General features: G+C 56.9%; 16 protein-coding genes and 2 tRNA genes. 13 read left to right on the top strand and 5 right to left on the bottom strand.

Going from position 1 to position 17,901, the window contains the following annotated elements; genetic code table 11:
• Positions 1–2: 2 nt before the first annotated feature.
• The 3 genes from M017_RS0108080 (at position 3) to M017_RS27510 (ending at position 1,736) form a co-directional block, all read left to right on the top strand.
• On the top strand, positions 3–515 hold the full coding sequence (locus tag M017_RS0108080) for an OmpH/Skp family outer membrane protein (protein ID WP_031497190.1): 513 nt from the start codon (positions 3–5) through the stop codon (positions 513–515).
• A gap of 4 nt (positions 516–519) precedes the next feature.
• On the top strand, positions 520–1,023 hold the full coding sequence (locus M017_RS0108075; RefSeq protein WP_031497188.1) for a hypothetical protein: 504 nt from the start codon (positions 520–522) through the stop codon (positions 1,021–1,023).
• 104 nt (positions 1,024–1,127) lie between these two features.
• Positions 1,128–1,736 (top strand): hypothetical protein, encoded by a 609-nt coding sequence (locus M017_RS27510; RefSeq protein WP_155121304.1) that lies wholly within the window; start codon positions 1,128–1,130, stop codon positions 1,734–1,736.
• Here M017_RS27510 and M017_RS0108065 read toward each other — a convergent pair.
• The 3 genes from M017_RS0108065 to purD form a co-directional block, all read right to left on the bottom strand.
• A complete protein-coding gene (locus M017_RS0108065) occupies positions 1,716–2,189 on the bottom strand; it encodes a methyltransferase family protein (protein ID WP_031497185.1) in 474 nt (157 codons plus the stop codon). The genes M017_RS27510 and M017_RS0108065 overlap by 21 nt on opposite strands.
• A gap of 35 nt (positions 2,190–2,224) precedes the next feature.
• Positions 2,225–2,300, bottom strand: a tRNA-Arg gene (locus M017_RS0108060).
• A gap of 5 nt (positions 2,301–2,305) precedes the next feature.
• Positions 2,306–3,571: a phosphoribosylamine--glycine ligase gene (purD, locus tag M017_RS0108055; RefSeq protein WP_031497184.1), complete on the bottom strand. Its 1,266-nt coding sequence runs from the start codon at positions 3,569–3,571 to the stop codon at positions 2,306–2,308.
• 48 nt (positions 3,572–3,619) lie between these two features.
• Here purD and mnmG point away from each other — a divergent pair, with 48 nt between their 5' ends.
• The 3 genes from mnmG (at position 3,620) to M017_RS0108040 (ending at position 8,684) form a co-directional block, all read left to right on the top strand.
• The gene (gene mnmG, locus M017_RS0108050; protein WP_031497182.1) at positions 3,620–5,479 is read left to right on the top strand and encodes a tRNA uridine-5-carboxymethylaminomethyl(34) synthesis enzyme MnmG; all 1,860 of its coding nucleotides are present in this window, start codon (positions 3,620–3,622) and stop codon (positions 5,477–5,479) included.
• Between the two features lie 1,533 nt (positions 5,480–7,012).
• On the top strand, positions 7,013–7,804 hold the full coding sequence (locus M017_RS0108045) for a ParA family protein (protein WP_031497179.1): 792 nt from the start codon (positions 7,013–7,015) through the stop codon (positions 7,802–7,804).
• A complete protein-coding gene (locus tag M017_RS0108040; protein WP_031497178.1) occupies positions 7,767–8,684 on the top strand; it encodes a ParB/RepB/Spo0J family partition protein in 918 nt (305 codons plus the stop codon). Before M017_RS0108045 ends, M017_RS0108040 begins: the two co-directional genes overlap by 38 nt.
• Positions 8,685–8,696: 12 nt before the next feature.
• Here M017_RS0108040 and M017_RS0108035 read toward each other — a convergent pair.
• Positions 8,697–8,771 (bottom strand) — tRNA-Met (locus M017_RS0108035).
• A gap of 88 nt (positions 8,772–8,859) precedes the next feature.
• Here M017_RS0108035 and M017_RS0108030 point away from each other — a divergent pair.
• Genes M017_RS0108030 through M017_RS0108020 form a run of 3 tightly spaced genes read left to right on the top strand, consistent with a single transcriptional unit; the run spans position 8,860 to position 13,758 of the window.
• Positions 8,860–10,200: an ABC transporter ATP-binding protein gene (locus M017_RS0108030; RefSeq protein WP_051669629.1), complete on the top strand. Its 1,341-nt coding sequence runs from the start codon at positions 8,860–8,862 to the stop codon at positions 10,198–10,200.
• A complete protein-coding gene (locus M017_RS27505) occupies positions 10,193–11,416 on the top strand; it encodes a class I SAM-dependent methyltransferase (protein WP_051669627.1) in 1,224 nt (407 codons plus the stop codon). Before M017_RS0108030 ends, M017_RS27505 begins: the two co-directional genes overlap by 8 nt.
• Positions 11,413–13,758 carry a glycosyltransferase gene (locus M017_RS0108020; RefSeq protein ID WP_031497174.1) on the top strand — a complete coding sequence of 782 codons (2,346 nt, stop codon included), beginning with the start codon at positions 11,413–11,415 and terminating at the stop codon, positions 13,756–13,758. The genes M017_RS27505 and M017_RS0108020 overlap by 4 nt, the downstream gene beginning before the upstream one ends.
• Here the strand turns inward: M017_RS0108020 and M017_RS0108015 are convergent.
• Complete coding sequence (locus tag M017_RS0108015) at positions 13,742–14,290, bottom strand: LPS-assembly lipoprotein LptE (RefSeq protein WP_031497172.1); 549 nt, start codon at positions 14,288–14,290, stop codon at positions 13,742–13,744. The two genes, M017_RS0108020 and M017_RS0108015, sit on opposite strands and share 17 nt — an antisense overlap.
• A gap of 24 nt (positions 14,291–14,314) precedes the next feature.
• Between M017_RS0108015 and M017_RS0108010 the strand changes: the two genes are divergently transcribed.
• The 4 genes from M017_RS0108010 to M017_RS0107995 are packed head-to-tail and all read left to right on the top strand — an operon-like array spanning position 14,315 to position 17,901.
• A complete protein-coding gene (locus M017_RS0108010; RefSeq protein ID WP_031497170.1) occupies positions 14,315–14,986 on the top strand; it encodes a glycosyltransferase family 2 protein in 672 nt (223 codons plus the stop codon).
• Entirely contained in the window at positions 14,956–15,897 is a 942-nt protein-coding gene (locus M017_RS0108005; RefSeq protein WP_031497168.1) for a glycosyltransferase family 2 protein, read from the top strand. Before M017_RS0108010 ends, M017_RS0108005 begins: the two co-directional genes overlap by 31 nt.
• Positions 15,894–16,862 carry a glycosyltransferase family 2 protein gene (locus tag M017_RS0108000; RefSeq protein WP_031497167.1) on the top strand — a complete coding sequence of 323 codons (969 nt, stop codon included), beginning with the start codon at positions 15,894–15,896 and terminating at the stop codon, positions 16,860–16,862. Before M017_RS0108005 ends, M017_RS0108000 begins: the two co-directional genes overlap by 4 nt.
• Positions 16,855–17,901 carry a glycosyltransferase family 2 protein gene (locus tag M017_RS0107995; RefSeq protein WP_031497166.1) on the top strand — a complete coding sequence of 349 codons (1,047 nt, stop codon included), beginning with the start codon at positions 16,855–16,857 and terminating at the stop codon, positions 17,899–17,901. The genes M017_RS0108000 and M017_RS0107995 overlap by 8 nt, the downstream gene beginning before the upstream one ends.

Raw genomic sequence — 17,901 nt, 5'->3', positions numbered from 1 at the left:
ACATGAAGACGACGATGATGAAGGTGGCGCTCGGCGCGTTACTGGCGGTGACGCTTGTTGGTCAGGCGAAGGTTGCGATCCTGAATACGCAAAAGGCCCTGCTCGATACGGCTGAGATCAAAAAGGCCCAAGCCGATCTCGAAGCGAAGTATAGACCGCGCACCGACGATCTAAAGCGGCTGGATTCGGAACTTGTGGACATCCAGAATCGTCTCAATGCAGGAGCGGGAAAATTGACGCCGCAGGTAGAAGGCGATCTCAACGCTCAAGGGACCCGGAAACAGCGCGAGATGCAGCGCAAGCAGGAAGATCTGCAGGCAGACGTCGAACGCGATCGGCAGGAAATTCTGCTGAAGGCCAGCCAGCGCATGCAGGAAGTGGTGAAGAAGTTGTCGGATGAAAAGGGCTACGATGTGGTTTTCGACGTAGCAAATACGGTTCACTTCAAGCCCGCGCTTGAAATCACGACGGAGGCGACTGCAGCCTACGACAAGGCTCATCCCGTCGCAAAGTAGGGATATGTCTTCTTATTTAGACCAATACGGAGCTGGCGAAGAACGGCGCAACAAGATGATTGTTCGCGCCGTTCTTGCTTTTGTGGCCTTGATTGTCCTGGGCATCGCCGGCTATTACGCCTTGCGGAATCACAGCGAGAAGAACAAGCTCGCCGGTTTTCGCGAAATTTTAGAGAAGCAGGATTACCCAGGCGCCTACCGCTATTGGGGATGTACTCCCGAGAAGCCCTGCCGGAACTACGCCTACGAGAAGTTCCTCGAAGATTGGGGCCCAAAGAGCGGCCACACCGAGTTCTCAAAGATGCAGGAGATCCGCAAAGTCACCTGCAAGGATGGTTTCGGAGTCGGTTGGAAGTTCCCCTCCGATACTTTGCATTTGTGGATTGTCCGGGAGGACCAGTCCATGAGCTACGATCCCTTCCCCAGCTGGAAGCAAACCTGGATCGCCGCACTGTTCAACGATTGCAGTGGCATGAATCGTGGACTGCGCGGAAGAACGGCGATGTAGTTCGCCCCCCCTTCACTAACAATAACAAAATATCAATAACACCGATCCCTGCAATTTGCGATCCCATGATCGCTTTTGCAGGGATTCTTCGCATTGTTGTCTGTATGAAATGGATAGTGCTGCTGGTCTTGTCGCAGACCCTGAGTTGGGGACAGGTGGGCGTCTATGTTCTCGAAGGCGTGCACGAAGCCGCATCGGAATTGACGCTCCATGCCGACGGCAGCTTTGCCTTCGGGCTGATCTATGGCGCCGCAGACTACTGGGGTAAAGGAACCTGGAAATTGGAAGGCAACTCCGTCGTCTTGCAAAGCACGGGTAAGGTGGCGCCCTTCTTTCGATTGCTCAAAAGTTCCGCTGGCGATGCGAGTGGAGTGAAGGTGTGGGTCCAGGGCAGTAACGGCCGGGGCGTCGAGAACATCGACGTGGCGTTGAGAACCGGAAGCGAGTCCGTACAGGGCAGGACGAATGAGGAAGGGATTGCCTTCTTTCCGAAATTGAAAGACGTCCGGGAAGTGGGTTTTGAAGTCAGCGTGTTTGGAGTGGAATTTGGCCCCATCCCGGTCGCAAAAGGAATGCGCGACTTCGTGTTTGCGATCGATGGAAACGCAATTCAGGAAATGCGTTTTGAAGCCGAGCGGCTCGTCCATCACAACGGAATGTTAGAGCTGCGAAAGTTCGACCCAGCCAAGCCCTCAATCTACCGCAGGAAATAATCGGGGCCACCAACGATTTACCTTTGCGCGGTAAAGTGCCCAATCTGCCGGGAAGAGCCGGGCAAGCGTCGGCTCCTCGTAGAGCAAAACACGCAGATGGAAGCCAATCGCCAGGAGCGCGGTATACACGGCCAGGAGTGGGGAAGCAACAAGCAGACTCCAGCCCCCGACCCAGGCCAGAACTCCCAGATACATCGGATTGCGCACCCACCGGTACAGCCCGGCAATCACGAGCTTTCGGGGAGGATCCCAAGGGGCGAGTGTACCGCGGCCGGCGACATAAAAATCGCGGACGCTGGCGAGCAAGAGACAAAGGCCCAACACCAGGAGTGGCCAAGCCCAAGAAAATCCCGCGCCCCGCCAACGGTCGTTGGGCAACAAAAGCCAAGGCACCAAAACACTCACCACCACTGGAAGAGCCACGAAGGCAAGCAGGGCGCGAAGGAATAACATCGATTCTCCTCAGGCGAGGGAGACCCAGTCAGGAATGGTAGGGACGGGCAGGGTCGAACTGCCGACCTTCCGCTTAGGAGGCGGACGCTCTATCCACTGAGCTACGTCCCCACTAGCTAATTAGTGTAGCGTTTCAAACCCTTTTGTCCAATGTCGCGGCGGAACTGCATGCCGTCAAAGTGGATGGAGCCCAAGCCGCGATAAGCCCGGTTGAGAGCCTCCTGCAAAGTAGCGCCTCCGGCCGTCACACCGAGTACGCGGCCACCCGCCGTTTTCAGTTCACCGTCTTCGAATTTCGTGCCGGCATGAAAGACCATCGCCTCGCCACTGTTCTCAATGCCGCTGATCCTGTCGCCCGTGCGCACTTTTCCGGGATACCCATGAGCCGCCATCACCACGCAGGCCGTGGCTCCTGTGCTCAGTTGCAAATGAGCCGAAGGCAGACGATGTTCGGTCGCCGCGAGAATCGTATCGACAAAGCCAGCTTCAATGCGCAAGAGCAGCGCCTGCGTTTCGGGGTCGCCAAGACGCACGTTGAACTCAAGGACCTTCACCCCGTCGGGAGTCATCATAAGCCCTGCGTATAAGAAGCCGCGGAAGGGCTTGCCTTCAGAGGCCATGCCGCGCAGGGTTCGTAGAATGACGTTCTCAAGAATTTCGTCTTTCTGTTCTTGGCTGAGAATCCGGTCATCGCAGTAAGCCCCCATGCCACCCGTGTTCGGCCCTTCGTCGTTGTCAAAAATGTTTTTGTGGTCCTGCGTCGGCGGCAGCGCAATCGCGGTGTCATGATCGCAGATCGCAATGAAGCTGACTTCTTCGCCACGCCAGAAATCTTCGATCAAAACGCGAGAACCGGCAGCGCCCACCAGGTCTCCCGAAAAGAGACCTTCGAGCGCGGTCCAGGCATCGGCCTTTGTTTTCGCGATCACGACGCCTTTGCCGGCCGCGAGTCCATCCGCCTTGAGAACCACTGGATATTCAAAGCGGCCCAGACCGAGTTTCGCGTCTTCCAGATTGTCAAAGACCTGAAAGCGAGCCGTGGGGATGCCATGCCGGGCCATGAATTCTTTCGAGAAAGCCTTGCTGCCTTCCAGTTCTGCGGCGGCAGCGGTGGGACCAAAGATCCGGAGGCCGTGCGCCTCAAAGTGATCGACGATGCCAGCCACCAGCGGGACTTCCGGCCCCACAATCGTCAGGTCGGCGTGGATCAACCGCGCCACTTGTAAAAAATGTTCGGGAGTTTGGGTTTCCAAAGGAATGCACTCGGCAACTTGCGAGATGCCGGGGTTTCCAGGGGCGCAGAAGACCTTGTGTCCCTCCTGCGCACAACGCCACGCCATGGCGTGCTCACGTCCACCGGAACCCACGATCAAGATGTTCAAAAGAGAATTTGCCTCCAAAAGTTAGAATAAGGCGTAGAGCGGGGTGAAATGAAGCAAATCCGATATGACGTGATTGTCGTGGGCGCCGGCCACGCAGGCTGCGAGGCGGCAAGAGCGTGTGCCCGCATGGGATTGAAGACCGCGATGATCACCATGAATATTGATCTGATCGCGCAAATGTCGTGCAATCCGGCAATCGGTGGCATCGCCAAAGGCCATCTGGTGCGCGAGATCGACGCACTGGGTGGAGTGATGGGCGAAATCACGGATGCCGTGGGAATCCAGTTCCGCTTGCTGAATACGAGCCGCGGGCCTGCCGTTTGGAGTCCGCGAGCGCAGTGCGACAAGAAGATGTACCGGGTGCGGATGAAAGAAGTGCTCGAGCAGGAAGCGAATTTGAGAATCCTGCAGGCCGAGGTCGCCGCTTTTCTTTTCGATGGAACGAAGGTGAACGGTGTTAGTCTTGCCGACGGAAGAGATCTGTCCGCTGGAGCGGTGATCGTCACCACCGGAACTTTTTTGAAGGGAGTCGCTCACGTCGGCGAAACCCGTTACTCGTGCGGCCGCAACGGCGAGGCGCCGAGCAATCTTCTCGCAGAGCGGTTGCGTGGTTTGGGGCTGCAATGGACGCGGCTCAAAACCGGTACTCCGCCCCGTCTCGACGGCAGGACCGTGGATTGGGCCAAGTTTGAATTGCAGAATGGGGATCCGGTCCCCACGCCGTTCAGCTTTCTCACCGATCGCATCGATCGCCCGCAGATCCAGTGCTTCCTGGCCTATACCAATGAGCGCACGCGGGCGGTGCTGCAGGCAGCAATTCCAAGAAGCCCCCTATATAGTGGACAGATCGAAGGCATCGGTCCCCGCTATTGCCCAAGCATTGAAGACAAGTTCGTGAAATTCCCCGATCGCGAACGGCACCAGATCTATCTCGAGCCCGAGGGGCTGGATACGAATGAGGTCTACGTGAATGGGATGTCCACCAGCATGCCAATTGATGTGCAGGAGGAAATGATCGCCTCGGTCGAGGGATTGGAGAATGCCGAGATGATCCGCCCCGGCTACGCGATCGAATACGACGCCATCGACCCGCGCGAACTCGATCATCGCCTCGAAGTGAAGCGCTACCCCGGACTCTTCCTGGCTGGTCAGATCAATGGAACCAGCGGCTACGAAGAGGCGGGAATTCAGGGCTTGCTCGCGGGTTTGAACGCAGCCTGCAAGCTCGGTAGCCGGGATGAGGTCGTTTTGGCTCGTAACCAGGGATATGGCGGCATTCTAGTGGATGATCTGGTGAGCAAGGGGGCCGATGAGCCCTATCGCATGTTCACCTCGCGCGCCGAATTCCGGCTAACTCTACGCATCGACAACGCCGACGAGAGACTGACACCGATTGCGGAACGGGTCGGATTAGCGAGCGGGGAGCGCATCCGCCGCTTCCGGGAGAAACTGGCAATGAAGGAGAGGTTACTGGCACTTCTCAGCGAGAAACGAGTCGCCCCAGGAATGATTGCGGGCGTTTCGATCGCCTCCGACGACCGCCCAAGCTTTGCGGTGTGGCTCAAGCGTCCGGAATCCAAGATTTCGCAGATCCAGCCCTGGCTCGAGCAGCAACTGGAGACTCCGATCCAGCAGAATGTCCTAACGACGGTCGAGACAGAGATCAAGTACGAAGGCTACATGCTGCAGCAGGAACGGCAGGTGAATCGCTTGCGGGAAGGGGAGTCGCGGAAGCTGGACCGGGATTTCGACTATTCCGGCATCCCGGGGATCTCCAACGAGGTCGTCGACAAGTTAAACCGGGTGAAACCGGAGACCCTCGGCCAGGCAGGCCGGATTCCGGGTGTGACACCCGCAGCAATCGCGATCCTCGACATCTACCTCAATCTCCAGAAACCACGCGCCTGAAGCATCCAAAACGCAGAAAACAGAGACCGGGACCTCGAAAGAGTCCCGGTTTTGCCATTTTAGGGCCTTCGGGGAGGAGAAAGAGGTCAAAATCGGTCCCCACAACCCAGATCGGATTCCTGTCCGGTCGACGACCAGCGCGATGCGTTCCACGTGAAACAAGAGATATACCTCACAACCCCGCAAACCGAGAGACACTCTTCTTTCATTTGAAGCACGACACAGCTGCCTTCATTCCACGCTGCAAAGCAGAACATGTGTCACGTGGAACAACGACAATCGCAGGGAAACCGCCACCGCACCCAACAATCCCGATCAGCGCGAAACAAAGGTATGGTTCCACGTGGAACCATACGGCCACAGCCTAAAGGAGCAACAATCTCGCCCAAGCACTCTACCCGAGGGGGTGATCTCATCTGTTCCACGTGAAACATCATCCCTCAGAGCCATCCTCCGTTAGCCCTCAAGCTTCGGCTCAAATTGGGAAAAGAGGTTCTTTGGGGCTCCTAGAGCCCCCAAACACGCTTTCTCCCCCAAAACTGAGCCTCTCACCGCACATTTCTTCGTTGTTCCACGTGAAACATCCCATCGCTGCCACAGATCCCCGATGAGCAGGTAAATCTCAGCTATCCAATCAAACGAGGGAATAACGACACCACAAGTTCCACGTGAAACCATCACCCGGCCGAACCAGCCCTCGAAACCTGTGGGATGTGTCACGTGGAACACTGAATACCGGATTCTCCAAAAAAATCCGAGCACGAAAACCTACAGGGACCGCACAACCAAGTTTGGTAGGGGATTCCGCCCTTGTTCCACGTGAAACACTCGATCGAGGAGAAGGATCGGAAGCGAAGGCATGGGTTCCACGTGGAACCACAACACAGCACCATCCAGGAGATTCGTGCCATTTTGACCTCCGAGCCACCGAAAACCGGAACTCCAGCCCCAAACATGCGTCTTCCATGGGGTTTCAGCAGTAGTTCCACGTGAAACATTTGCTTCTGCTTCTCATTCCAGAGTTGAAATGAGTTCCGCTGGCTGCACAGAAGGTTGTTCTCGCGAAAAAATGATTCCTTCGGTCCTCAAAACAACCCATCTGAGGACTGAAGAGGGGGAAAATCCGCTCTTCGAGCAGAATCCAACACCTCTGCCTTGATTCCGAAGGTCGTCGAGAGTGGCAATCCGCGCTGTTCCACGTGAAACATGCCATTTCCTCTCTGGAGCACGCATTCTCGCACAGAAAAATCTCTCCTTTCAGGACAGCGAGGCCAAGCAGGCCGCGTTCCACGTGAAACATAGGGAGTGCCCCTTCTCTGCTCCAGCAGCCGGACCGTCACCCCAACTCGGAGTCGCCAGAGTGTTTCTCCCGCCTGCAGAACTTGAATGCGCTGCAGGAGAGATCGGACCGAAAGTTGCCCGCTTCTTCGCCGATCGGCTTCGTTCCACGTGAAACCCTCGCTCCCCTGCCCTCTTTCCTACCTGACTGAAAGCAAAGAAGCTAGCTCACTCATACAGTGCTAAGATATGCCCGTGGGAAAAATCATTGCGATCACCAACCAAAAGGGTGGGGTCGGGAAAACGACGACGGCCATCAATCTGGCAGCGTCCATGGCTCTCAATGAGCTCAAGGTACTATTAGTTGACTGTGATCCCCAAGGTAACGCTACTACTGGTGTGGGAGTGGCCAAAGAGGGTCTGAAGTTCACCTGCTACGATGTCCTGGCCAGCAACTGCACCGCGAGTGAAGCCGCAGTCGCCACCGACTTCGATGGCCTCTATCTCATCCCCGCCGACAAAAACCTTGTCGCCGCCAACATCGATCTTGTCGACGAAGACGAACGCGCCTTCCGCCTTCAGACCGCTCTGAATCTCGTCCGCGCCGATTACCACTACATCCTGCTCGACTGCCCCCCTGCCCTCGATCTGTTGAATCTGAACGCTCTCATCGCAGCCGATTCTCTGATCGTCCCCATCCAGTGCGAATTCTTCGCCCTCGAAGGGGTTTCGCAGTTGATCGACACCATCCAACGCATTCGCGAAGCCTTCCAGCATGAGCTGCCTATTGAAGGCGTTCTGCTGACGATGTTCGACGATCGCACCAACCTCACCCGGCAGGTGGCCAATGACTTGCGCGAGTTCTTTGGCAATCAGGTGTTTGAGACCGTAATCCCGCGCAGCATTCGCCTGGCGGAAGCACCGAGCTTTGGCAAGCCGGTGATCTCGTATGACGTCCGCTCGAAAGGCGCCGAGAGCTACATTAAACTGGCAAAGGAGATCATGGCCAATGAACAAGCCGCACGATCCGCGCAGAGTATTGGGTAAGGGCCTCTCGGCATTGCTGCCGAGCCGTCCGAACACACCCAGCGCCGCGCCCGCGGCAGTGGCCGCTGCTCCCGCAGTGGCACCAGAAGCATCCACCGGATGGATGCAATTGCCCCTCGATTCGGTCATCGCCAACGCGAGACAACCGCGCAGTTTCTTCAGCCCCGAAAAACTGTACGAACTCTCCGAGAGCATCAAGGTGAACGGCATCATCCAGCCGATCCTCGTGCGCAGGCTCGGAGACGACTACGAGATTGTGGCCGGCGAACGGCGCTGGCGTGCAGCCCGCATGGCCGGGCTCACCACGGTTCCCGTCGTCATCCAGGACATCGCCGACGAGAACATTCTCACGCTTGCCCTGATCGAAAACATCCAGCGCGACGATCTCAATGCGATTGAAACCGCGGTTGCCTTTGATCGCCTGAGCCGTGAACTGAATCTCACCCACGAAGAGATTGGCCGCCGCACCGGAAAGGATCGCACGACGATCACCAACTTCCTGCGCCTGTTACGTCTGCCTGTCGAGATCCAAACGCTGTTGAGCGAGAGTCGCATTTCGATGGGTCACGCCCGCGCACTGCTGGCATTGCCCACCGAAGAACTGCAAAAGAGTGTGGCCGAAAAAGTGGTGTCGCAAGGACTCTCCGTGCGCGCCACCGAAGCCCTCGTGCAAAGCATGACGCAGCCCGCGCCGATCAAGGAAGAAAAGAAAGTGCACATCGACCCGAACGTCAAAGCGGCCGAGGAAGAAGTGCAACGGGTGCTGGGAACTCGCGTGAGAATTTTGCCGAAGAACGAAAAGCGCGGCAGAATTGAAATCGAATATTACTCGCCCGATGAACTGGACCGGATCTACCAGCAGTTGGTAGGCGAGAATTAGATTGGTAGCGGATGGTGCCGGCGGGAGGACTCGAACCTCCGACCTAGGGATTATGAGACCCTCGCTCTACCTCTGAGCTACGCCGGCAAGCGGCCTGCGAAACAGGCCCTTTCTTCAGGCTATCCGGCAAGCGCCTTGCTTGTCAAACTAAAAGGAAAGACAACGAATTTAATCTGTGGAAACCGCGGAAGCAACATCGACGACCACGCCCGTCATTGCGTTCGAGAACGTATCCAAGAGCTATGCGATCTACGAGGCGCCATCCGACCGTCTGGTGGAACTGATGACCCTCAATACGGTGAAGAAACACCGTATTTTCAATGCTTTAGAAGGAATCACCTTCTCCGTCCGGGCAGGAGAAACCTTCTGCATCATCGGCGAAAACGGGTCTGGCAAGAGCACGCTGCTGCAGATCATCGCAGGCATCCTGCAACCAAGCGGCGGCACAGCAAAAGTGCGAGGCCGGGTGGCTGCCCTCCTTGAGTTGGGCAGCGGTTTTAATCCAGAGTTCAGTGGCCGCGATAATGTTTATTTGAACGCCGCCATTCTTGGACTCTCTCGCGAGGAAACAGACCGCCGCTTCCAGTCGATCGAAGAGTTCGCTGAGATTGGTGACTTCCTCGATCAACCGGTCAAAACCTATTCGAGCGGCATGACGGTGCGGCTCGCCTTCTCGGTTGCCATTCATGTCGATCCGGAAATTCTGCTCGTCGATGAAGCACTCGCAGTCGGGGACGTCTACTTCCGCCAACGCTGTTTGCGCAAAGTGCATGAACTGCGGCAACGCGGCGTGACGATTCTTTTTGTGAGCCATGCGATGGGCGATGTGAAGGCAATCGGCGATCGGGTGATGTGGCTCGACCATGGCCGCATCCGCGAGCTGGGTTCAACAGAACTTGTTGTCGCAAAGTACTTGGCTGCAATGAGTGAAAAGGATTCCGACTTCGTCGAGCACTACGCCGAACATCGCGCCAATCGCGAAAGCACGGCGGGCATGGCGCCGGAAGTCGTCACCGCGGTTCCGAATGTCGATCACCGCCATGGCGACGGCCGCGCGCAAATCATCGGCATCGCCGTGCTGCGTGAGACCGGCGAAACGGCTCTCATGTTGGAACCCAACACGAAGGCCATCTTACGCATCAGTGCCCGTGCCAACGAACGCATTGATCTCCCGAACATTGGCTTCATGATGCGCAATCATATGGGCTTGGACTTTGCTGGCACCAATACGATTCGCGAGGGGCACGAATTGCCACCGATGGCGCCGGGCGACACGATCACGGTGGATTTTCATCTCGAGATTCCGGCCCTCTATCCATCGCACTTCTCGTTCTCGCCTGCCATTGCCGACGGAAGCCTCACCCACTACAAGATGTGTGACTGGATTGACAACGCGATGATCCTCCAGATGGGCCATAGCGAGGGTCAAATTTATGGCTACCTCCACCTGCCCTGCCGCGTGGAAGTGAATGCCCGCCTGATGCAGACGAGCGAAGTTGAGGTGCTCCGTGGCTGAGTTTACCGGTGAGCGGGTGATCCCGGGCAAGGTCGATATCGACCTTTGGAACGAACATCTTTCCCGTTATTTGTTTGCGTCACGTCTGGCGCGCGGCAAGCGGGTGATCGATCTAGGCTGCGGCGCCGGTTATGGCTCCGCCGAATTGGCGGCCAATGCGGCAAGTGTGATTGGCGTCGATGTCGATCCCGAAGCCGTGACAGAAGCACGCAAGAATTATGTGCGCCCCAATCTGCAGTTCGATGTTGCTTCGCTCGAAGCCCTCCCCTTTGCCGACGGGATCTTCGAGTTGGGTGTCTGCTTTGAGGTGATTGAACATCTCACCGACTATCGCAAGCTGCTGAGTGAAGTCCGCCGCGTGCTGGCCCCTGGCGGCCAGTTCATTGTCTCTACTCCGAACATCAAGTTCTATGCCGAGAGCCGAAAACGCAATGGGCCGAATCCGTTTCATGAACACGAGTTTGAGTTTGAAGAATTTCGAAGTGCTCTGAGCGAGTACTTCCCCCACCAGGCTTTCTTTGTCCAGAACCATGCGAGCGGTCTTGTATTCTTGCCGATCGAAGGAAAGTCCGGCACGGAGTTGCGTCTCGAGGCATCCACTCCCAACCCTGACGAGGCACACTTCTTTGTCGCCGTTTGCGCCTCGACACCCATGATCGGGGGGCCTTCGTACGTGTATGTGCCCACTGCGGCAAATGTCCTGCGCGAACGCGAACACCACATCGAGCGGCTCGAAGCCGAGCTCCAAACCAAGAATGAGTGGCTCGCGCAGACAACTGAGAAGCATCAGTTGCTCGTCGATCAGTTCCGCAATCTCAAGACAGAGATCGAGGCGAAGAACCAGTGGGCACTCGAACAGAACGCACGCGTGGATCAGGCGTCCAAGGAGATCGAGCGGCTGGAATCAGAAATGGACCAGCACAAGCAAGAGGCGCTCTCGATCATCAGCGGCTATGAGGCGGAGATCGCCAAGCACGTGAACTGGTCTCGCGAGAACGAATCCAAATTGAACGCGCAGCTTGCCTCGATCGCCGCTCATGTGCAGAAGCTCGATGAAGAGTTGCGCCAAGCCCACGCTCAAATCGATAGCGCAGAAGCAAGAGCCATGGCAGAACAGACAAAGCGGCAGGAAGCAGAAGCAAAGCTTGCCGCGGTGGAAGCCTCGCGTTGGATCCGAATGGGGAAGGCATTCGGACTCGGGCCGAAGTTTTCATGATTTTGCTAAAGCGGGTTTTGCGGCAACTCCCGATTGTTCTTCTGAGTCCGCTCTTCCTCCTTGTGGAACTGGTCACGCTCTGGCTTGTCGATCTGCTCTGGCATGCGCTTGGTGAAAAGAAGTTACCACCCAATCAGAAGGCCAATCAAAAATCAGCGAGTGTCGTGATTCCGAATTGGAATGGCAAAGATCTTCTCGAGAAGTATCTGCCCAGCGTGGTCGATGCAATGTCTGGACATCCGGACAACGAAGTCATCGTAGTCGACAACGGCAGTGAAGATGGCAGCGCCGCATTTGTCAGAGCTCATTTCCCCAGTGTGAAGTTAGTCGCACTGAAAAAGAATCTTGGCTTTGGCGGCGGATCGAATCGCGGCTTTCGCGAAGCAAAGAATGATGTCGTTGTATTACTCAACAGCGATATGCGCGTCGATCGTGACTTTCTTGCTCCGCTGTTAAAAGGCTTTGCCGATGCGGATGTCTTTGCGGTCTCCTGCCAGATCTTCTTCTCAGACCCGAATAAGTTACGCGAAGAGACCGGACTCACACAGGCGCATTGGAAACGCGGCTTCTTACAACTGCGCCATCGCATTGATGAACAGGTGACCGATCTCTTCCCCTGCTTCTATGGCGGCGGTGGTTCTTGCGCCTTTGATCGCAACAAGTTTTTGGAGTTAGGCGGCTTCGATGAATTGCTGCGACCCTTTTATCTCGAAGATACCGACCTTGGTTATTTAGCCTGGAAGCGTGGTTGGCGGGTTCTGTATCAACCGCAGAGCAAAGTGTGGCACGAACATCGCGGCACCATCGGCAAGAAGTTTTCACGCGAATACATCCAGTCGATTGTGCTCAAGAATTATGTTTTGTTCGCCTGGAAAAATATCCATGCCCCGTCGATGTTACTCGAGCACTTTGCCTCGTCTTATGCCTCGGCCTGGATCAGCCTTCTGTTTGGCGACCGGCCGGGTCGCGCGAACTTCCCCAGTCTCTTTCGCGCTGCACTGCAAATTTTCGGTGCGGCAAAAGCGCGCTGGCGCGCACGCTGCCTGGCCGATGTCGATGACAAGGAAGCAATGCGCCGTCCGATGGGCGGTTACTATCGCGATCGCTTTGAGCCCATCGCCCCCGCCCCTCCTCAAAAGCCACGCGTGTTGATGGTCTCCCCTTATGGCCTCGCGCCCGCTTCGCACGGCGGCGCGGTCTTCATGCAGCTCGCCGTACGCGAGTTGAGCAAGCATGCCGAAGTGCATCTCATCGCCTTGGTCGATGAGGAATGGGAACGCTACGCGCATGAAGAGCTCGAAGATTTCACGGCCAGCATGCAGTTTCTGGTCCGCATGACCGGCAAGCCGGCGGCGCCTTTCAGCCTGACGCCCAGCGCGGTGGAAGAGTTTGCCAACGAAGACCTGGAGTGGATGATCCATCGCACGATCCTTGATCGCAAGATCGACGTGCTGCAGCTCGAGTACACCAATCTCGGCCAATACGCTTGCGATTTCCAGCGGCTGCTCTGTGCCATCTTTGAGCACGACATCTACTTCCAGTCGATCTCGCGGCAGATTGCCACCAACCCAAGTCTGCTGTGGCGCATCCCCGCCAGCATCGAGTATCTGAAAGCGATGCATTGGGAAATGAAGATGCTGGATCGCTGCGACCTGATCGAGGTGTGTACCGGAGCCAATCTCGACTACGTGCAAAGCTTGAAGCCGAGCCTTGCGCCGCGCCTGCGGGATGGCTTGCGTGCTTCGATTCCGGTAAAGAAGTTTCAAGCGAATCTCGAAGCGCGCAACGGCAACACGGTGCTGTTTGTCGGTGGCTTCCGGCATCTGCCGAATCTCGAAGCGTTGCAGTGGTTCTTCGATGCCGTCGTTCCGATCCTCAAGCAGCGCAATGTCGATTTCAAAGTGCTTGCCATTGGCATGGAACCGCCACCCACTTACGCCTTTGCCAATTCGGAAGGCATTCTCGAATTGCCGGGCTACCGGGAAAGCATTGCCAGCGAGATGGCAAGCGCACCGGTGTTCATCTGTCCGATTCTGGCTGGGAGTGGAATTCGTGTGAAGTTGCTCGAAGCCTTTGCTTCGGGCATTCCGGTGGTGTCAACGAGGGTGGGAGCGGAAGGGTTGTCCGAGGTGGACGGAGAGCATTGCCGTCTGGCGACTACGGCGGAGGAGTTTGCCGATGGTCTCGAAGCCTTATTAGGCGACCGGACCCAAGCCACGGCCATGGCCAACCGCGCTCATCAATATGTCAGTCAGGAGTGGGATTCCGAACTGGTGATTGCGCGGCTGGCGGCAGAGTACCGGCGCCGTCTGGCAGAGAAGGCAATTACTTCTTGCCGATGAAGTCTCGTTCCAGCTCCTCAGCAATCTTGCCCGCGGTCCCATTCAGCGTCTTCGGCTGCATGTCTTTTGATGCCTTGTATGTCGACCAGAGCACCAGACGCGAGCGGCGGTCTACCAGGAAGTACGTCCCACGGCCACGGCCGGCGCTGGACGAAATCTTTGGGGCAAACTTGAAGCCTGCGGACGGCGTGTCGCCCACCGGACCCGCATTGTGTGGGATGTCCTGTGGGAGCGGCGAAGTCACCGGCGCGACAGCAGCCACTTTTTCTTTGGCCGCCTCTTCCATTTCTTCGAGCTTCGCCTCAAAGCTGGTCCCGATGCGATCGGTAAAAACAGCATCGGCCTTGGAAGGGTCGGTCACGATGCGAATCTGGTTCACCCCATTGCGCAGGCGATTCGCGAGATATTGGTCAAAGCCATTCGCCATCGGCATGAGGTACACGGTTTGCACCTGGCTCAATTCGGCATTGCCCTGGGCCAGGCCGATCACGGCCGTCAGTGTAGTAGAGACTAGTAGAGCTAGAGTGCGCATGGCATTCTGGAATTTCCTTTTCTGATGTATAACAACCAACGCATCACCGTCATCATGCCCTGCCTCAATGAAGAGCAGGGAATCGAGCAGGTTCTGCTGCGTATGCCGCCCCTGGTCGATGAAGTGATCGTGGTGGACAACGGATCCACAGACCGCACCAGTGAGGTGGCGGCCCGCTTCGGCGCGCGTGTCATTCGCGAAGATGCCCGCGGCTACGGGCGTGCTTATAAGAAGGGCTTTGCCTTTGCCACCGGTGACATTATCGTCACCCTCGACGGGGACCATAGCTATCCTCCCGACGCCATCTCTTATCTGCTCGAAGCCTTCCGTCATTTGGACGTCGATTTCCTCAACGCCTCGCGCTTCCCGGTGCGAGACCCGGAGGCGATGAGCTTCAAGCATAAGATCGGCAACTTCATCCTGTCGATTGCGATGAGCATCCTTTATTTTCGCTGGGTGAGCGACTCACAAAGCGGCATGTGGGTCTTCCGCAGAAGCATCCTCTCTCAAATGACGCTCGAAAGCGACGGAATGGCGTTTTCGGAAGAAATAAAAATCGAGGCGATCAAGGCAGAGAATGTTCGTTTTGCCGAACTCTCGATTCACTATACGTCGCGGCTCGGGGAAATTAAGCTAAACCCGTGGCGGGATGGCTTCTACAACCTATGGTTTCTTCTGAAGAAGCGATTCACGTAGTCGTTCCCACCTGGCGCGGGCGGGAGCATCTGGCGCAATTGTTGCCGAGTCTTGCCGCGCAGACTCTCCAGCCCACTGCAGTGATTCTCGTCGATGGTGCGTCAGAAGACGGTTCGCGCGAAGTTGCTGCAGAATATGGCGCCACCTGGCTCGACCTCGGCAAAAATCTGGGCTTTGCCGCAGCCGTCCACGCCGGCATCGAAGCGTCAACCGCCCACCGGATCGCAATTCTCAACAACGACATTCGCCTCGCGCCGGACTGGCTCGAGTGCCTCGCCCGCGTCGATGCCAGCTTCGCCGTCGGCAAAGTCCTGCAATGGCAACACCCGGAGCGGATCGATGCCACCTGGGATCTGGCCAGCCTCAGCGGGGTGCCGATGCGCGCTGGAGCGGGCAAACGGGATAGCGCCTATTGGAATCGCGGCCGCTCGATCGATCTCGCCCCCTGGACGGCGATCCTCCTCAACCGGGAGTACTGGGAGGCCACCGGCGGGCTCGACCTCAGCTTTGAAAGTTATCTTGAAGATGTCGATATCGGCTTGCGCGGCAGCAAACTCGGGCTGCGCGGCATCTATGAACCGGCGGCGGTCGCCTGGCACCGGGGTAGTTCGACGCTCGGCGCCTGGCACCCCCGCCAGGTGCAACTCACTTCGCGCAACCAACTGAAACTCGTCGCCAGGCACGGCGGCGATTGGTGGAAAGTGATAGTCGGCCAAGGACTTTGGGGTTTTGCCGCGGCGCGCCATGGCTGCTTTCTCCCTTGGCTCGAAGGCAAACTCGAAGGAATTCGGAACTTCAAAAACGAAGCCGATTCGACGGCTCTACTGTCGCGATTGGAAAGCGAGATCTTCGCCTCTGACGCCGCAACCGGCAGCGACCGCTTCTGGCGCTGCTACTGGATGCTCACATGAGCGCCAGCATCGGCGCCGTCATTGTCACCTGGAATTCCGCCGACGAAATCGCCGCCTGCATCGAAGCGCTCGACAGGGCCGGATTGCGCGAGATCGTGGTGGTCGATAACGGATCAACAGACAATACCAGAAATATTGCCGCCTCCTATCCGCAGGTGAAACTCCTCTACTACCCCGAGAATCTAGGCTTCAGCGGAGGAGTAAATCGCGGGGTGATGGCGCTTGCAAGTGAGTTTGCACTGATTCTCAATCCCGATACCGTCGTCCAAGGAGGTCTGTCAGAAATGGCGGCGGCGGCGGGTGGGGGAGCGGCAGGCGGCATGTTGTCTGGATTGGATGGCGCGCTGCAAAGCGGCTTTGCTATCCGGCGTCTGCCCACTCCCGCCACGTTGATCTTTGAAACCCTCGGTTTCAACCGGCTCTTTCCGGGCAATCCGGTGAACCGGCGCTATCGCTGCGCGGGCTTTGACGCCTCAAAAGCGCAGGAGGTCGAACAGCCTCCCGGCGCCTTTCTGATGGTCAAGCGCGACATCTTCGAGCGTCTCGGCGGCATGGATGAGCAGTTCTGGCCGGTCTGGTTTGAAGATGTCGACTTCTGTGCGCGGCTGCTGGACCATGGCTTCTCCATTCGCTACACTCCTTTAGCCCAGGCAAAACATGCCGGCGGGCGCAGCATCCGGAAAATTGAGTGGTCCTTTAAAGAGTTAACATGGTATGGTAGCCTTCTAAGGTACGCCGCCAAGCGTTTTGGGTGGTGTTCCCGGTGTTTGGTTGGTTTGGCTGTAGCCGCTGCGTCCGTCCTGAAGATGTTTTCTAGGATTATTTTCCGGCCCGAGAGTGCCCGCACTCCCGGCGTCTATGTCAGCGTTCTGCGACTGGCATTGGTGAGTCTCATCAAGGGCCGGGTTGATACCCTCCGGCCAGGCCGGCAGGTGGAAGGCCCCGATCATATCGACAATGCATAACGGCTTAGTCTCAGTCACAATCGTTACGTACAACAGCGGACGTTTCATCAAACGATGCTTGGAATCGGTGTTAGCGCAGCGCTACACACTGAAGGAAATCATCGTTGTCGATAACGGCTCCACCGATGGCACCCTCGACATCCTCGACCAGTTCACCGATCGCATCCGCTTAGTCACCAACGAAGAAAATGTTGGGTTCGCCGCTGCCCAGAATCAGTGCATTCACATGTCGAATGCCGAATGGATTCTCACCCTCAATCCCGATGTTCTGTTGATGCCAAACTTCATCCAGAGCCTCGTCGATGCCGGCAATCGCGACCCTCAAATTGGCACCGTCTGCGGCAAGCTGATGGCCATGATGGCCACCTTCGATCTGCCGGAGAAGTCGATGGTCGATTCCACCGGAATCTACTTCAATCCGATGCTGCGCCATCTCGATCGCGGCAGCCAGGATGTCGATAATGGCCATTACCTGAATTTTGAATATGTCTTCGGCGCCACTGCCGCCGCTGCGCTGTACCGCCGCGAGATGATCGACGATATTTCGATCTACAACGAATTCTTCGACGCCGACTTCTTTGTCTACCGCGAAGATGCCGACGTTGCCTGGCGCGCCCAGCTCTATGGCTGGAAGACTCTTTATACGCCGCATGCCCGCGGCTATCATGTCCGTACGGTTTTGCCTGGCAACCGCCGTTCTCTTTCTCCCGCTATCAACATGCACTCCGTCAAGAATCGCTTCCTGATGCGAGTGAAGAACATGACCCCCGATCTCTACCTCCGCAATTTCATCCCGATCACGTTTCGAGACATCGTCGTGGTCGGTTGTTGTTTGTTGCAGGAACGATCCTCGCTGAAGGCCTTCTGGCTGTTGGCCAAGAAGTGGAAGAGCGTCCGGGCCAAGCGCAAGATCATCATGGCCAACCGCAAGGTCAGCGATGAATACCTGGCGAACTGGTTCCAGTTCCAACCGGTCAGCCAACCGGCTCCCAAGACCGTCCGCGTTGCGGCACGGGTTAAAGAAGCGCGTAGCTCGTAG

This window comes from Bryobacter aggregatus MPL3, from assembly GCF_000702445.1.
Lineage (GTDB): Bacteria > Acidobacteriota > Terriglobia > Bryobacterales > Bryobacteraceae > Bryobacter > Bryobacter aggregatus.
Note: the sequence above shows the minus strand (reverse complement) of the source record. Positions and strands in the feature narration are given on the sequence as shown.